At 72.9% G+C, this 14,296-nt stretch carries 12 protein-coding genes and 1 riboswitch; all 12 genes read left to right on the top strand.

The window, feature by feature from the left end:
• Nucleotides 1–405 precede the first annotated feature (405 nt).
• On the top strand, nt 406–1,032 hold the full coding sequence (locus tag ACF07S_RS07360; RefSeq protein WP_391973649.1) for a hypothetical protein: 627 nt from the start codon (nt 406–408) through the stop codon (nt 1,030–1,032).
• A 38-nt stretch (nt 1,033–1,070) separates the two neighbouring features.
• On the top strand, nt 1,071–2,567 hold the full coding sequence (locus tag ACF07S_RS07355; protein ID WP_391963930.1) for a protein kinase: 1,497 nt from the start codon (nt 1,071–1,073) through the stop codon (nt 2,565–2,567).
• A 171-nt stretch (nt 2,568–2,738) separates the two neighbouring features.
• The gene (locus ACF07S_RS07350) at nt 2,739–3,386 is read left to right on the top strand and encodes a SurA N-terminal domain-containing protein (RefSeq protein WP_391963575.1); all 648 of its coding nucleotides are present in this window, start codon (nt 2,739–2,741) and stop codon (nt 3,384–3,386) included.
• Between the two features lie 205 nt (nt 3,387–3,591).
• Complete coding sequence (locus ACF07S_RS07345; RefSeq protein WP_391973648.1) at nt 3,592–4,587, top strand: nucleoside triphosphate pyrophosphohydrolase; 996 nt, start codon at nt 3,592–3,594, stop codon at nt 4,585–4,587.
• Nucleotides 4,588–4,729: 142 nt separating this feature from the next.
• On the top strand, nt 4,730–6,013 hold the full coding sequence (locus tag ACF07S_RS07340) for a cytochrome P450 (protein ID WP_391973647.1): 1,284 nt from the start codon (nt 4,730–4,732) through the stop codon (nt 6,011–6,013).
• Between the two features lie 195 nt (nt 6,014–6,208).
• Nucleotides 6,209–7,213 (top strand): transglycosylase family protein, encoded by a 1,005-nt coding sequence (locus ACF07S_RS07335; RefSeq protein WP_391973646.1) that lies wholly within the window; start codon nt 6,209–6,211, stop codon nt 7,211–7,213.
• A gap of 205 nt (nt 7,214–7,418) precedes the next feature.
• Nucleotides 7,419–7,588: riboswitch (cyclic di-AMP (ydaO/yuaA leader) on the top strand.
• A gap of 4 nt (nt 7,589–7,592) precedes the next feature.
• Nucleotides 7,593–8,324, top strand: a complete 732-nt coding sequence (locus ACF07S_RS07330; RefSeq protein ID WP_391963571.1) for a transglycosylase family protein — start codon at nt 7,593–7,595, stop codon at nt 8,322–8,324.
• A 261-nt stretch (nt 8,325–8,585) separates the two neighbouring features.
• A complete protein-coding gene (gene eno / locus ACF07S_RS07325; protein ID WP_391963570.1) occupies nt 8,586–9,866 on the top strand; it encodes a phosphopyruvate hydratase in 1,281 nt (426 codons plus the stop codon).
• Between the two features lie 103 nt (nt 9,867–9,969).
• A complete protein-coding gene (locus ACF07S_RS07320; protein WP_391963569.1) occupies nt 9,970–10,446 on the top strand; it encodes a septum formation initiator family protein in 477 nt (158 codons plus the stop codon).
• Between the two features lie 52 nt (nt 10,447–10,498).
• Nucleotides 10,499–11,044, top strand: a complete 546-nt coding sequence (locus ACF07S_RS07315; protein ID WP_391973645.1) for a DUF501 domain-containing protein — start codon at nt 10,499–10,501, stop codon at nt 11,042–11,044.
• Nucleotides 11,041–11,994 (top strand): exopolyphosphatase, encoded by a 954-nt coding sequence (locus ACF07S_RS07310; protein ID WP_391973644.1) that lies wholly within the window; start codon nt 11,041–11,043, stop codon nt 11,992–11,994. Before ACF07S_RS07315 ends, ACF07S_RS07310 begins: the two co-directional genes overlap by 4 nt.
• A gap of 565 nt (nt 11,995–12,559) precedes the next feature.
• The gene (locus tag ACF07S_RS07305; RefSeq protein WP_391963566.1) at nt 12,560–13,945 is read left to right on the top strand and encodes an NAD(P)/FAD-dependent oxidoreductase; all 1,386 of its coding nucleotides are present in this window, start codon (nt 12,560–12,562) and stop codon (nt 13,943–13,945) included.
• Nucleotides 13,946–14,296 lie beyond the last annotated feature (351 nt).

Genomic DNA, 14,296 nt, shown 5'->3' with positions numbered 1-14,296 from the left:
CAGGGAGTCGAGGGCCAGGACGCCCCCGGTGGGCGCGTCCACCGCCACCCGGCTCGACGTCCGCCGCCTCCGCCGCCCCGGCTCCCGCTGGACGAACAGCGGCACCACGGCGCCCGGTTCCGGGCCCTCGACGAGTTCGAGCGGACGCTCAGGCAGGCGGTCCGGCCCGGCGGGCGACTCGCCCGCGGGATGTACGACGGCCTGACCGGCGGGACCGTCCCTCCCGGCCGGTCCCGGGCGGGAGGGACGGTCCCGGGCGGCCGCTGGTCACGGCACCCGGGACCGGACGGCACCCGGGCCCCGACGGCAACGGTTCGGTACATCCCGGGACCGGTTGTCCCCGTGGGCCTATACGCTCGGACTCTCAGCCGGGTTCCCATCGGCTACACCCGTCCAGGAGCAGTCATGTACGGCCACGGCGTGGCGCCGCCCACCCGCAGCGCGGCAACGGTCATCACCCTGCGCGTGCTGTTCGCCGCCGCCGGTTTCCTGTCGTGCGGTCTGCTGGCCTGTGTGCCGCTGTTCCGGGTCGCGATCCTGCGGGGGCGGATACTCGACTGGACGGTGGCCTGGCTGAGCATCCCGGCGTCGATCACCGGCCTGGCGGTGGTCGGTTCGCTGCCGGAGTCGGACTACCGCACCGACGTCGCCCTGGCCGCGGTCCTGATCCTCGGCGCGGCCGCCGGCGCCTACTTCCTGACCGTGGACATACGCTTCCACCGCCGGCCCCGCCCCTACGCGGTCCAGGCACCCCCGGCGCCCCACACCACGACGCTGCACTCCCCGGGCGTCCACTCCCCGGGCGTCCCCTCCTCGTACGGCTATCCGCAGTCCGCCCCGCCGTACGCCCCCACGCCCGTACCGCAGCAGCCGCCCGCGCTCCACACCCCGGCGCCCCACACCCCGCCGCCGCAGCGTCCCGCGCCGGCCCGGATCGACCAGGTGCGTGCCGAGCTCGACGAACTCAGCGACTACCTGCGCCGCCAGGACGGGCAGCAGGGCGGCCACGGCAGCCACGAGGGCGGAAGGTGAGCGTGACGACGGGACGTGTCGTCGCCGGCCGCTACGAACTGTCCACGCTCATCGGACAGGGCGGCATGGGACAGGTCTGGACGGCCTACGACAAGCGGCTGGACCGGCGCGTGGCGGTGAAGCTGCTGCGCCCGGACAAGGTGGCCGGCCAGGAGGCCGACGAGCTGCGCCGCCGCTTCGTGCGCGAGTGCCGGGTGACCGCGCAGGTCGACCACCCCGGTCTGGTCACCGTGCACGACGCGGGCAGCGAGGGCGAGGAACTCTTCCTCGTCATGCAGTACGTCGACGGCGCCGACCTCGGCGACCACCTCGCCGAGCACGACCCGTACCCGTGGCAGTGGACAGTCGCGGTGGCCGCGCAGCTGTGCGCCGTGCTGAGCGCCGTGCACGCCGTGCCGATCGTCCACCGCGACCTCAAGCCGCGCAACGTGATGGTGAAACAGGACGGCACGGTCACCGTGCTCGACCTCGGCGTCGCCTCCGTCATGGACAGCGACACCACGCGGCTGACGCACACCGGCTCGCCGATCGGCTCGCCCGCCTACATGGCGCCCGAGCAGGCGATGGGCGGCGCGGTCGGCCCGTACACGGACCTGTACGCGCTCGGGGTGCTGATGCACGAACTGCTCAGCGGCGACGTGCCGTTCGCCGGCTCCACGGCGCTCGGGGTGCTGCACCGGCACCTGTACGAGCCGCCGGTGCCCGTGCGGCGGATCCGCCCCGAGGTCCCCGAGGCGCTGGAGACCCTGGTGCTGCGCCTGCTCGCCAAGGACCCGCAGCACCGCCCGGACTCCGCGCAGGAGGTCTACGAACACCTCGCGCAGCTGCTCCCCGCGCGGGGGACGCCCACCGGCGCGCCCCTGGACCCCACCCGCCCCTTCCTGCGCCCGCATGCCCCCTGGCCGGACCGCGCGCGCACGCCCGCTCCCCAGCCCGCCCCCGCCGCGCCGTCCGCGCCCGTGGCGGGCAAGGCCGATGTCGCCGCCGCCGTGGACGAGGTCAAGCGGCTGCTCGGCGAGGGCCGCATCACCCAGGCCGTCGACATCCTCGGCTCGATCCTGCCCGTCGCCGCCGACCAGCACGGGGAGCACTCCCCGGTCGTGCGCACTCTGCGCAAGCAGTACGCGGCCACGCTCCTGGACGACGGCCAGTACCGGCGCGCCCTGCCCGAGCTGCGCCGCCTCGCCGACGAACGCGCCGCCGAGGCCGGCCAGGCCGACCCGCAGTCCCTGCGCCACCGCTACGAGGCCGCGCAGTGCCTGGAGCAGCTCGGCGAACCGGCGGCCGCGCTCGCCGAGTACCGGGCGCTGCTGGCGTACTACGAGAACCAGTACGTGGCCGCCGGTGATCCCCGGCTCGCCCACGACGTCCGCCGCCGCATCGGCCACCTGCTGCTCGCCCTCGGCGACCGCGCCGCCGCGCACGACACGCTGGTCCGGCTGCTGCACGACGTGGAGCGCGTCCACGGTCCCGGACACCCGCTGGCCGCCGAGGTCCGCCGGACCCTGCAGTGGCTGGGACAGGTGCGCGGATAGCGGGGCAGTCGGCCGCAAACAGGCCGCACGGCGAGGCGGTGCGGGCGCGGCGGTGCCGGAAGTCCCCGTGAATCGTTGGTCGAATGGGTTGGCCAGAGCTTGGCCGATGCCTACCATCGATCACCGCAAGACTTTGTGCACCGCCGCACAAGCTCCCCTCAGGAGGTCTCCTTGCACCGCCGCCGTCGCACCGCGCTCCTCCTCACCGCCGCGATCGCCGCAGCGGCGCCCCTGCTCACCGCCTGCGGAAACGACGCGCACCCCGGCGCGGCGGCCGTCGTCGGCGGGGAGCGGATCACCGTGTCGCAGCTGGAGAACCGGGTCGACGAGGTCCGCGCGGCCCAGCGGGCGGCCGTCCCCGACAAGGCCCAGTACCAGCAGGCCGTCGCCCGGACCGGCAGCCTCACCCGGGACACCCTGCACGCCATGGTGCTGGACCGGGTGCTGGAGCGCGCCGCGCGGGACGCGGGCGTGAGCGTCACGCGCCGCGAGGTCCAGGAGATGCGGTCCGGGCTGGAGCAGCAGGCCGGCGGCGCCGAGGCGCTGGAGGCGGCCTGGCTGCAGCAGTACGGCATCCCGCCGCAGCGCCTCGACGACAACCTCCGCCTCCAGCTGCAGGCCCAGCAGCTCGCCCGGCGGCTCGGCACCGACACCAGCCGGCCCGAGTTCTGGAAGGCACTGTCCGAGGCGGGCAGGGAGCTCGACGTCGACCTCAACCCGCGCTACGGCAGCTGGGACGCCGAGAAGAGCAGCCGCGTCGACGCCAGGACCCCGTGGGTACGGGACGTCACCCCGGCCGGAATCCCGGAGGCCCTCTGACGGTCCGCCCGGCCGCCGAACGCCTCCGGGGCCCCCTTGCCGCGGGCGGCCGGTCCGTGAACAGCCGGCCCGCGGGCGGCCGGCCCGCGGACAGCCGGCTCGCGGGCAGCCCGCGGACAGCCGGCCTGTGGACAACCGACGGCAGACGGACGGCCGACCTGTGGACAACTCGGGCCCTGCCGGCGACGTGGGCTAGTTTCGGACCGTGAACGCAATCAGCTCCGCACCGGGCCCGGAGGCCGCCCCCGGCCGCATCGTCCTGCTCACCACCAGCCACCGCGTGGCGCCCGGCCTGCTGTCCTGGCCGGCCTGGCAGCTCCTGCACGCGGCCGACCGGGTGCTGTGCGCGGACGGCGCGCACCCGCAGCTGCCGTATCTGCGGGAGGCGGGGATACCGGTCGAGGAGGCGTCGCCGGCCGCCGAGGACCTCGTCGGCGCCTGCGCCGGCGGGCGGACGGTGGTGGTCGTGGCCACCGGCGAGGGCGAGCCCGCGCTGACCGACGGACTGGCCCGCCTGGCCGGCACCGGCCGCGTCCGGATGCCTGAGCTGGAGCTGCTGCCCGCCTCCTACGACCTGCCGGGCGCCCGTCTGCTGGACCTCGTGCAGGTCATGGACCGCATCCGCGCCGAATGCCCCTGGTCCTCCCGGCAGACGCACAAGGGCCTGGCGAAGTACGGCATCGAGGAGGCGTACGAGCTCGTCGAGGCCATCGAGGAGGGCGACCGGGACGAACTGCGCGAGGAGCTGGGGGACGTGCTGCTCCAGGTCGTCTTCCACGCCCGGATCGCCGAGGAGCACCCGGAGCAGCCCTTCTCCGTCGACGACGTGGCGGGCGGCATCGTGGCCAAGCTGATCCACCGGCACCCGCACGTCTTCGGTGAGGAGACGGCGGCCACCCCGGAGGACGTCAAGGCGCACTGGCTGCGGGCCAAGGCGGAGGAGAAGCGCCGCAGCTCGGTGACGGACGGGGTGCCGCTGGGCCAGCCCGGCCTGGCACTGGCGGCGAAGCTGGCCTCACGGGCCCGGACGGCGGGGCTGGACGTGCCCCTGCCGGCCGGCGAGGGCATCGGCTACGAACTGCTCGCGCTGGCGGCGCGGGCGGAGGAGTCCGGGACCGACCCGGAGGCGGCGCTGCGGGCCGCGGCCCGGGTCTACCGCGACGCGATACGGGCGGCGGAGGGCGCAGGGAACGAGAGCTGACCCGGGTGCGGCGCGCGACGGTGTTCCGCCCGCCGCCCCTCCCCGCCCGTCCCCGGGGGATCCGCCCCCGGACCCCCGTCAGCGCCCACGCGGCGGAGCCGCACGTCGACACCGCCCCGCGCCCCCAGCAGAGGTCGCCGCAATGCATGACCAGCCCACCCCGCCGCACCCGCACGGACCCGCCCCCGAGCTGTTCACCTGGGAGTTCGCCGCCGACCCCTACCCCGCCTACGCCTGGCTGCGCGAGCACGCCCCCGTGCACCGGACGCGGCTGCCCAGCGGGGTGGAGGCCTGGCTGGTCACCCGGTACGCCGACGCCAGACAGACCCTCGCCGACCCCCGCCTGTCCAAGAACCCCGCGCACCACGACGAGCCCGCGCACGCCAAGGGCAGGACCGGCATCCCCGGGGAACGCCAGGCCGAGCTGATGACGCATCTGCTCAACATCGACCCGCCGGACCACACCCGGCTGCGCCGGCTGGTCAGCAAGGCGTTCACCCCGCGCCGCGTCGCCGAGTTCGCGCCCCGTGTGCAGGAGCTCACCGACGGGCTCATCGACCGGTTCGCGGACCGCGGCTCCGCCGACCTCATCCACGACTTCGCCTTCCCCCTCCCCATCCACGCCATCTGCGACCTGCTCGGCGTCCCCCGGGAGGACCAGGACGACTTCCGGGACTGGGCGGGCATGATGATCCGCCACCAGGGCGGCCCCCGGGGCGGTGTGGCACGGTCCGTGAAGAAGATGCGCGGCTACCTCGCCGAGCTCATCCACCGCAAGCGCGCGGAACTGCCCGCCGAACCGGCGCCGGGCGAGGACCTGATCTCCGGTCTCATCCGGGCCTCCGACCACGGCGAGCACCTCACCGAGAACGAGGCCGCGGCCATGGCGTTCATCCTGCTGTTCGCCGGTTTCGAGACCACCGTCAACCTCATCGGCAACGGCACGTACGCCCTGCTCACCCATCCCGGGCAGCGCGACCGCCTGCAGCGGGCCCTCGCCGCCGGCGACCACGGGCTGCTGGAGACCGGCGTCGAGGAACTCCTGCGGTACGACGGCCCCGTGGAGCTCGCCACCTGGCGGTTCGCCACCGAGCCGGTCACCATCGGCGGGCAGCGCATCGCGGCCGGCGACCCGGTCCTCGTCGTCCTCGCCGCCGCGGACCGCGATCCGGAACGGTTCGGCGACCCGGACGTGCTCGACCTCGGCCGGCGCGACAACCAGCACCTGGGGTACGGGCACGGCATCCACTACTGCCTGGGCGCCCCGCTGGCCCGGCTGGAGGGGCAGACCGCGCTCGCCACGCTGCTGACCCGGCTGCCGGACCTCGCACTCGCGGTGGATCCGGCCGAACTCCGGTGGCGCGGCGGGCTCATCATGCGCGGACTGCGCACGCTGCCGGTGGAATTCACTCCCGCGTACACCTGAGGACCGGGCGCCGCTCCCCGTGCCCCCCGTCGGACCAGCGCAAACGTGACACGCTCTCAACTCTGTGATCTTCACGTTATCTGCGCGGCATGAACTTGTGACAAGTGATCCTCTGCCGATACGTTCACCCCTCAGCGCGGCACCCAGGTTTCATCCGCCGCGCGGGTCATCGCTGTCGTGTGAAAGGTCTCCCGCATGCTCTCCGGGAATGGTCGGCACCGCCGCCCCCGCCAGGCTCCGGCTCTCCTCGTCGCGGCCGGAGTGACCGGCTCCGCCATCGCGATCCCGCTCCTCGGGGCCGGAAGCGCCAGCGCGGCCGACGGCGCGACCTGGGACCGGGTCGCCGAGTGCGAGAGCGCCGGCTCCTGGAGCCAGAACACGGGCAACGGCTACTACGGCGGCCTGCAGTTGACCCAGGACGACTGGGAGGCCTACGGCGGCCTGGACTACGCGCCGAGCGCCGACCAGGCCAGCCGGGGCCAGCAGATAGCCGTGGCGGAGAGAATCCTCGCCGACCAGGGGGTCGGCGCGTGGCGCACCTGCGGACTGCTCGCGGGCCTGGAGCAGGACTCGGCGTCGGCCGGCGTCGACACGGGTGTGGCGGAGGACCCGGCGCCGGACGCGTCCGAGTCGCCGGACTCCGGTGACGCGTCCGCCTCCCCCTCCCCTTCGCCCGCCTCCGGCACGGAGGACGCGGAGGGGGCCGACGCCCCCCGGGGCACGGCCGGCGAGCCGGCGGGCTCCGGCGACGCGGCGGCCGACGCGGCGGCCGACGCGGCGGCCGACTCGGACGCCGATGCCGCTGCCTCTCCCTCCGCCTCAGCCGCTCCGAGGAGCGACGAGCCGGACAAGCCGGGGCGGACCACCGGCTCTTCCGGCCTCACCGGCACCGAGGACACCGGCACCGGCCGTCACCGCGGCACCGGTGCCGCGGAAGCCGAGGAAAGGGAGGGCCGGGGCCGGGCGTCCGACTCGTCCGGCCGGCACGTCTCGCGCGGTTCCGACGCCTCGCGCGACGCCGCGGACGGCTCCTACACCGTGCGCTCCGGGGACAGTCTGTCGTCCATCGCCGACTCCCTTGGGCTGGACGGCGGATGGCGTGCGCTCTACTCCGTGAACGAACAGGTCGTCGGTGCCGAACCGGACCTCATCCTGCCCGGTCAGGAGCTTGCGGTCGGGGTCGAACCGGACGAAAGGTGACCTGCGGAAAGGCCTGGCGGCAGCGGCAGTTGGCGCCACCATTCGGGGTGAATGTCCGATTTAAAGGCTGTGAGAGATAGGTCTCAAAGGCCCTGATCGTCTTTGATATTCCACCGACCGAGTGGCTACGGTCGTGATCGCTCGCCATCGCGGGCCCCGGCTGCCGCAACGCCTAATCCTGCCAGTGGCAGCACGGGAACAGTCGTCGCGTCATGCGCCGTAGGCAGGAGCGGGGGACCCAAGGTAGGCGCCGAGTCCGGGCAGTTGACGCCGGACACGGCTCGGGGTGAAGCCGCGTCCCCTCAGGGACGCGGCCGGGCAACTCAACCGGCCCGAACCCGACAGCTCACCTCGCAGGCGTCGGTGAGGGGATCCATCCATGCTGTTTTCCGGCAAGGGCAAGCACCGTCGTCAGTCCAAGGCCACCCGCGCTATCGCCGTCGTCGGTGTCACCGGCGCCGCCGTCGCCGCCCCCCTGATGGCGGCCGGCAACGCCTCCGCCGCCACCGCCGCCGAGTGGGACACCGTCGCCCAGTGCGAGTCCGGCGGCAACTGGTCCATCAACACCGGCAACGGCTACTACGGCGGTCTGCAGTTCTCCGCCTCCACCTGGGCCGCGTACGGCGGCACCCAGTACGCCGCCACCGCCGACCAGGCCGGCAAGGCCCAGCAGATCGAGATCGCCGAGAAGGTCCTCGCGGGCCAGGGCAAGGGCGCCTGGCCCGTCTGCGGGGTGAACCTGTCGAGCAGCCCCTACAGCGGCGGCGGCTCCACCCAGCCCCAGGAGAGCGGCTCCACGCAGCCTCAGGAGAGCGGCTCCACGCAGACCCAGGAGAGCCAGGGCGCCGGCTCCACCGAGCCCCGCGAGACCGAGCAGAAGGCCTCCCGCTCGGCCGAGCGGGAAGCGGTGAAGAAGACCGTCACCACCCCGACCGGCAAGAAGGTCGCCAAGGGTGACGGCGAGTACAAGGTCGCCAAGGGCGACACCCTCAGCTCGATCGCCCAGGAGCGCGACGTCGAGGGTGGCTGGGCCGAGCTGTTCGAGCTGAACGACGACATCGTCGAGGACGCCGACCTCATCTACCCCGGCCAGCAGCTGCACCTGAAGTAAGGGAGCGGCCGCAGGCCCCTCCCGTCCCGCGGACCCCCGCCCCGGTGCGTTCTCCCCCGTACGCACCGGGGCGGGGCTTTTTCCGTTTCCGTTCCGCCCGGTTTTCGGGCCTGTCTTTGTTCCGTTCGGAAACAATTTCCTCTCGGTTCCGTCCATGAGGTGGGCGACCGGATGGCCGATCGCCCGGAGCCGGTTAGGCTCGGTCTCGCAGGACCCGCCGCGGTCCCGCTCACCCGCGTCACATTCACGAAGGAGATGCTCGTGCCGTCCATCGACGTCGTCGTAGCCCGGGAAATCCTGGACTCCCGAGGCAACCCCACGGTCGAGGTCGAGGTCGGCCTCGACGACGGCAGCACGGGTCGTGCCGCCGTCCCCTCCGGCGCCTCCACCGGCGCCTTCGAGGCCATCGAACTCCGCGACGGCGATGCCAACCGTTACCTGGGCAAGGGCGTCGAGAAGGCCGTGCTGGCCGTCATCGAGCAGATCGGCCCGGAGCTCGTCGGCTACGACGCCACCGAGCAGCGCCTGATCGACCAGGCGATGTTCGACCTGGACGCCACCGACAACAAGGGCTCCCTCGGCGCCAACGCCATCCTCGGCGTCTCCCTCGCCGTCGCCCACGCCGCCTCCGAGGCCAGCGACCTGCCGCTCTTCCGCTACCTGGGCGGCCCGAACGCGCACCTGCTGCCGGTGCCGATGATGAACATCCTGAACGGCGGCTCGCACGCCGACTCCAACGTGGACATCCAGGAGTTCATGATCGCCCCGATCGGCGCGGAGACCTTCTCCGAGGCCCTGCGCTGGGGCGCCGAGGTCTACCACACCCTCAAGAAGGTCCTGAAGAGCAAGGGCCTGGCCACCGGCCTCGGCGACGAGGGCGGCTTCGCCCCGAACCTCGGCTCCAACCGCGAGGCCCTCGACCTCATCCTCGAGGCGGTCAGGGAGGCCGGCTACACCCCCGGCGAGCAGATCGCCCTGGCCCTGGACGTGGCCGCCTCCGAGTTCTACAAGGACGGCGTCTACACCTTCGAGGGCAAGGAGCGCAGCGCCGCCGAGATGACCGAGTACTACGCGGAGCTCGTCGACGCGTACCCGCTCGTCTCCATCGAGGACCCGCTGTTCGAGGACGACTGGGAGGGCTGGAAGACCATCACCGCCAAGCTCGGCGACAAGGTCCAGCTCGTCGGCGACGACCTGTTCGTCACCAACCCCGAGCGCCTCGCCCGCGGCATCGAGGAGGGCGCCGCCAACGCCCTGCTGGTCAAGGTCAACCAGATCGGCTCGCTGACCGAGACCCTGGACGCCGTCGAGCTCGCCCAGCGCAGCGGCTTCAAGTGCATGATGTCCCACCGCTCCGGCGAGACCGAGGACGTCACCATCGCCGACCTGGCCGTCGCCACCAACTGCGGCCAGATCAAGACCGGTGCCCCGGCCCGCTCCGAGCGCGTCGCCAAGTACAACCAGCTGCTGCGCATCGAGGAGATCCTCGACGACGCCGCGGTGTACGCCGGCCGCAGCGCCTTCCCCCGCTTCAAGGGCTGAGCCCCCGGCCGCAGGAAGCGTCGTACGTACGTCCCCGTACTCGGTCCCGTACCGTGTCCGGGGACGTACGCGCGTATGACGGTGGAGCGGGAGGCGGACAGACATGGCCGTGAAGGACCGGGACCGGTTCTCCACCGCGACCAGGATCCGGCTGATCGGTGAGCAGACCGCGGCCCGGGTCTACCGCTCGCAGACCAAACGCCAGGCCCGCCGTTCCCGGCTGACCGGCCGGGCGGCACTGCTCGCCCTGGTGGTCTGCTCGCTGATCGTGGCCCTCGCCTACCCCATGCGGCAGTACGCCTCCCAGCGCGCGGAGATCGCCGACCTCCAGCAGGAGCAGGACGAGACCCGCCGACGGGTCGAACGGCTGCGCGACCTGAAGGCACGCTGGCAGGACGACGCGTACGCCGAGCAGGAGATCCGCCGCCGGCTGCACTACGTCCTGCCCGGCGAGACCGGCTACATCGTCATCGACCCGGGTACGGCCGAGCAGTCGCGCACCGACCTCGACGCCGCCGACCGCCCCTGGTACGCGAACGTCTGGGACGGTGTCGACAAGGCCGACGCCGCCGGCCGGTGACCTCCTGGCCGACCCTTTGTTGAAAGCCGCAGAGATCCGCAGAAAGACAGGTATGGAAACGCCTCCGCCCACGACCCCGCGCACCGAGCCCACCGACACGGACGTCGAGGCCTTCAAGCAGCAGCTCGGGCGGCCCCCGCGCGGACTGCGCGCCATCGCGCACCGCTGCCCCTGCGGGCAGCCGGACGTCGTGGAGACCGCGCCGAGGCTGCCCGACGGCACGCCCTTCCCGACGCTGTACTACCTGACGTGCCCCAGGGCGAACTCCGCGATCGGCACGCTGGAGGCGAACGGCGTGATGAAGGAGATGACCGAGCGGCTGGCCGCCGACCCGGAGCTGGCGGCCGCCTACCGCGCGGCGCACGAGGACTACGTCCGGCGCCGCGACGAGATCGAGGAGCTGAGGAACTTCCCGAGCGCGGGCGGCATGCCGGACCGGGTCAAGTGCCTGCACGTCCTGGTCGCCCACTCGCTGGCAGCCGGCCCCGGCGTCAACCCGCTGGGCGACGAGGCGCTGGCGATGCTGCCCCGGTGGTGGAGCAAGGGCCCCTGCGTGACCCTCCCCGGGACCACTGCGGCGAAGGGGGACGACCAGTGACCCGGGTCGCCGCCATCGACTGCGGTACGAACTCCATCCGGCTGCTGGTGGCCGACGCGGACCCGGCCACCGGTGAACTGACGGACCTGGACCGCCGGATGACGATCGTCCGGCTCGGCCAGGGCGTCGACCGCACGGGACGGCTGGCGCCCGAGGCGCTGGAGCGGACCTTCGCCGCCTGCCGCGAGTACGCGGAGGTCATCAAGGAGCACGGCGCGGAACGCCTCCGTTTCGCCGCCACCTCCGCCTCCCGCGACGCGGGGAACCGCGACGTGTTCGTGCGCGGGGTGCTGGACATCCTGGGCGTGGAGCCCGAGGTCATCACCGGCGACCAGGAGGCGGAGTTCTCCTTCACCGGCGCCACCAAGGAGCTGACGGGCCGGGCCGACCTGCACCGCCCGTTCCTGGTCGTGGACATCGGCGGCGGCTCGACCGAGTTCGTCGTCGGGGACGACCACGTGCGGGCGGCCCGCTCCGTCGACGTGGGCTGCGTGCGGATGACCGAGCGGCACCTGGTGCGGGACGGGGCCGTGACGGACCCGCCGGCCGAGGAGCAGATCGCGGCGATGCGCGCCGACATCGAGGCCGCCCTGGACCGCGCCGAGGAGACGGTTCCGCTGCGCGAGGCGCGCACGCTGGTCGGCCTGGCGGGCTCGGTCACGACGGTGTCCGCGATCGCCCAGGACCTCCCCGGGTACGACTCCGCGGCGATCCACCACTCCCGCGTCTCCCGGGACCGCGTCCGCGGGATCACCGAGTGGCTGCTGCGCTCCACCCACGCCGAACGCGCGGCCGTGCCCTCCATGCATCCGGGCCGGGTCGACGTCATCGGCGCGGGCGCCCTCGTCCTGCTGTCGATCATGGAGCGGACGGGCGCCGAGGAGGTCGTGGTGTCGGAACACGACATCCTGGACGGCATCGCTTATTTCACGGCGAGCGAGGTGCGGTGAGGGGCGGTGCCCGGCGGTCCCGGTGTCGGGTGGGGCGTCACGGGCCGCGGTGGGCGTCCCGCCGGTCGCCCGCCTCGGCGGCGCGGGCGACGGGTCGGCGTCGTTGATCCGTCCGCGGCGCGGACCTCTTTTGTTACCCTCCGGTAGTACTCTGCTGAGCTGTCGGAGCGGCGTTTGAGCGGCTCCTGGAGGTCTCTGCGGGCCCCTTGGCGGACCTCCGCCGGGAAAGTTCGTGAAGTTCTTCACAAGGAAATGGCCCCGGTAGATCGAAGAATTGGATTCGGTTGACCCGTCCGGGGTCCCGACGCCCCTTTGAAGGCGTTCGGAAGGTGGAAGGCGGGATGCTTCCGGGGGCTGCCGGGTGGCGTCGGGGGCCCGCCTCACGGCGCCTCGGAACCGGCAGAGAGGCAGCTCACGCGGCATTGACAACGCGCCGAAGGGTGCGCCGGTTCCCGCTTCGCGCTGTGATCTGGATCAAGAAGCGCGGGAGTGTAGCACAGGCCCTGTCGGACCTTGTGAAGGGGCGCACGAGGTACCCCTCCGAACCGGGTGGATACTCGATGGCATGAGCACCACGGAGCGTCCCAGGATCCTCGTAGTAGGCGGTGGGTACGTAGGCCTGTACGCAGCTCGGCGCATTCAGAAGAAGATGCGCTACGGAGAGGCGACCGTCACGGTCGTCGATCCCCGGTCGTACATGACCTACCAGCCCTTCCTCCCCGAAGCCGCCGCCGGCAGCATCTCCCCGCGGCATGTCGTCGTCCCGCTGCGACGCGTGCTTCCCAAGGCGGAGGTCCTCACCGGCCGGGTCACCACCATCGACCAGGACCGCAAGGTCGCCACCGTCGCCCCGCTGGTCGGCGACGCGTACGAGCTGCCCTTCGACTACCTGGTGATCGCGCTCGGCGCGGTCTCCCGCACCTTCCCGATCCCCGGGCTCGCCGAGCAGGGCATCGGCATGAAGGGCATCGAGGAGGCCATCGGCCTGCGCAACCACGTCCTCGAACAGCTCGACAAGGCCGACTCCACCACGGACGAGGAGATCCGGCGCAAGGCGCTCACCTTCGTCTTCGTGGGCGGTGGCTTCGCCGGCGCGGAGACCATCGGTGAGGTCGAGGACATGGCCCGCGACGCGGCCAAGTACTACAAGAACGTGTCCCGCGAGGACATGCGCTTCATCCTCGTCGACGCCGCCGACAAGATCCTCCCCGAAGTGGGTCCCAAGCTCGGCGCGTACGGCAAGGAGCACCTCGAGAGCCGCGGTGTCGAGGTCTACCTGTCCACCTCGATGGACTCCTGCGTCGACGGCCACGTGGTGCTGAAGAACGGCCTCGAGGTCGACTCCAGCACCATCGTGTGGACGGCCGGCGTCAAGCCGAACCCGGCCCTGTCCCGCTTCGGCCTGCCCCTCGGCCCGCGCGGCCACGTCGACACCGAGCCGACCCTCCAGGTCAAGGGCACCGACTACATCTGGGCCGCCGGCGACAACGCCCAGGTCCCGGACCTCGTGGGCCGCAAGGCCGGCAACGAGAACGCCTGGTGCCCGCCGAACGCCCAGCACGCGCTGCGCCAGGCCAAGGCCCTCGGCGACAACGTGGTCTCCGGCATGCGGGGCTTCCCGCAGAAGGAGTACAGCCACGCCAACAAGGGCGCGGTGGCGGGCCTCGGCCTGCACAAGGGCGTGGCGATGATCGTCATGGGCAAGATGAAGATCAAGCTCAAGGGCCGGCTCGCCTGGTACATGCACCGTGGCTACCACGGCATGGCCATGCCGACGTGGAACCGCAAGATCCGCGTCTTCGCCGACTGGACCCTCGGCATGTTCCTCAAGCGCGAGGTCGTGTCGCTCGGCGCGATCGAGACCCCGCGCGAGGAGTTCTACGAGGCCGCCAAGCCGGCGCCGGCGCCCGCGGCGGCGAAGCAGGAGAAGACCGAGGCCAAGGCCTCCTGACCCACCCCGGTCACACCTCCCCGAAGGGGCCGCCCGCCATCCGTGGTGCGGGCGGCCCCTTCGGCGTGTCCGGGGAGCGGGGCCCGCCGGGGCCCGGGACGGGACCACCCCGCGCCGCTGGGCGGCGGGCCCGGCCCGGCCCGGACCGGCCCGGGCCCGCGCGGTGGCCCTCACCGGCCCGGACCGGGTCCGCCTCCGGCAGCTGTGCACGGCCGCGTCCGCGCTCGCCTTCGAACGCCACCGCGCCGCCGCACCGGCAGACCACGGCCCACCGGCCCGCGCCTTTCGAGACCAAGGGCCCCGTCCCCTGAAGGGGACGGGGCCCGCGCCACGCGTCACGCCGTGCGCCGC

This window comes from Streptomyces sp. NPDC016640 (assembly GCF_043076215.1).
In the GTDB taxonomy this organism is placed as follows: domain Bacteria; phylum Actinomycetota; class Actinomycetes; order Streptomycetales; family Streptomycetaceae; genus Streptomyces.
Note: the sequence above shows the minus strand (reverse complement) of the source record. Positions and strands in the feature narration are given on the sequence as shown.

Coding starts and splice junctions, on each gene's coding strand:
- ACF07S_RS07360 (WP_391973649.1), top strand. CDS start 406: ATGTACGGCCACGGCGTGGCGCCGCCCACCCGCAGCGCGGCAACGGTC.
- ACF07S_RS07330 (WP_391963571.1), top strand. CDS start 7,593: ATGCTGTTTTCCGGCAAGGGCAAGCACCGTCGTCAGTCCAAGGCCACC.
- ACF07S_RS07305 (WP_391963566.1), top strand. CDS start 12,560: ATGAGCACCACGGAGCGTCCCAGGATCCTCGTAGTAGGCGGTGGGTAC.
- ACF07S_RS07340 (WP_391973647.1), top strand. CDS start 4,730: ATGCATGACCAGCCCACCCCGCCGCACCCGCACGGACCCGCCCCCGAG.
- ACF07S_RS07335 (WP_391973646.1), top strand. CDS start 6,209: ATGCTCTCCGGGAATGGTCGGCACCGCCGCCCCCGCCAGGCTCCGGCT.
- ACF07S_RS07315 (WP_391973645.1), top strand. CDS start 10,499: ATGGAAACGCCTCCGCCCACGACCCCGCGCACCGAGCCCACCGACACG.
- ACF07S_RS07320 (WP_391963569.1), top strand. CDS start 9,970: ATGGCCGTGAAGGACCGGGACCGGTTCTCCACCGCGACCAGGATCCGG.